Origin of the sequence: Nocardia africana NBRC 100379 (assembly GCF_001612635.1) — a bacterium.
Lineage (GTDB): Bacteria > Actinomycetota > Actinomycetes > Mycobacteriales > Mycobacteriaceae > Nocardia > Nocardia africana.
In genome coordinates this window covers 1-1504 of the sequence record NZ_BDAV01000074.1, presented here as the reverse complement: position 1 = coordinate 1504, position 1504 = coordinate 1, and the positions used below count along the sequence as shown (strand labels likewise).

Below are 1504 nucleotides of genomic sequence, written 5' to 3'. Positions count from 1 at the left end.
CTTAATCACAGCGCCCTCACCGAAGCACCCGCTATGCCAACGAGCCCGACCCCCTGCAAGTCGCGTTGACTCACACAGGGCGGTGCATCGTCTCACTGGACAGCTGAGAAACCCGCCCGCCACACTATGCGCTGGAACTCGACGGGCGTCACGACCTGCGCCGTGGATATTCCGGTTGGAGGCGAAGTCGGCCAGAAGCAACCGGCGCACCGCAAGCAGTAACGGCCTCCGCGCCAAAGCTGATGCGCCACAGGCATTCCGCGCCGAATCCGCCGGTTGATGCGCACGTTCCTGGCCACAACGATAAGTCCGATCAGTGCCGGGACAGCGAACATCAACCCGAACAGGACGCCCGAGGCCTGGGATACGAAATCCGCTCCGCGCTCTGCAGCATCGCTCAACATCAGCCACGTCACCAGCGTGAAAAACGGAAGCCACAGCAAAAGCCACCCCGCGGATAACAGGGCGGTGCCTGCCCAGTTGCGCAGCGGCGGGGAAGGTGCAGTCGCTACCGCCAGCGCCGACCGTCGGATCTCGAACTGAGACGAGGTGCCGAGAACTGGCACAACGCCGACAGTGGACCAGCTGACACCACTGTAGCTGCCGTAACTGTCCACGATCGACACGCCATTCTGCGCGATGGCTTCCATCGTCTGCAGGTCAGAAGACCCGCAACGCGGGCACTTTCCGATTCCTGTCACGTGTACCTCTTCCGCCACAGCGGTTCGCATGAGACTACCTGGATCCTACTCGCAACCTGTTGACCTGCAAGGCATTCGCTGCCCCGCGTCCTCCGGTGTCCATTCGCTCAACGATCCAACCGAATTAGTCTCCGAATGAATGCGAGATGAAACGGCGCGGAGTTCAAGTGTTGTCACTATTATATCCAAAAATTGATCGAAATGCGAATCAAATTCCGAGATAGCCGCATTCAAAGGAATTTACTGCGGCGGCATGACAATTTGGATCTTCATCCAAATCTACCCGCTTGAAATACCGCATGACAGCAGTGATCGGAAAACCGTCTCAACCTTATTGAGGCGAATTAAACCTGCTCGCCACAAGGTAGTCGAAGACAGAGGCCGATCGCGCACCACGCTAATAGCGATCTCAGTCCTGCCATGAATCTTGTTGCTAATTAACCACTTTCGCGCATACATGCACCACCTGCGCACGCCTCGGAAAGCAGTTGGATATGGATTCCCCCTCACGCCGAGCAGATCGGCCCCCTATTCCCGCGACCGCACACACCGCCCCCACCTCAGGCGGGCTCGTCATCCCCTACATCACTTTGTGCCACTCGGGCCGGCGACTGCCGGTCTGGGGCGTCAACGACCCGCTGCGAGTCGCGCATGCCCTGCGTGATCGGCTATGCCAGATTTGCGGACATCCGCTGCGAGACCTGTTCATCGCCATCATCAGACCAGCGGATTTCCTCCTCGGAATATGTTCCGAACCTGGATGCCACCCCGAGTGCTTCAAATACTCGAGGGCCGGATGTCCC

The 1504-nt window shown here is 58.8% G+C and carries 1 protein-coding gene; it reads right to left on the bottom strand.

Annotation, left to right across the window (positions count from 1 at the left end; all coding sequences use genetic code 11):
- Nucleotides 1-92 precede the first annotated feature (92 nt).
- Nucleotides 93-650, bottom strand: coding sequence for a hypothetical protein (locus NA3_RS35280; protein WP_062969255.1), 558 nt, complete (start codon nt 648-650; stop codon nt 93-95).
- Nucleotides 651-1504: the final 854 nt, after the last annotated feature.

What these genes read in the sequence shown, in the direction of transcription:
- NA3_RS35280 (WP_062969255.1), bottom strand. Translation starts at nt 650, where the DNA reads ATGGAAGCCATCGCGCAGAATGGCGTGTCGATCGTGGACAGTTACGGC.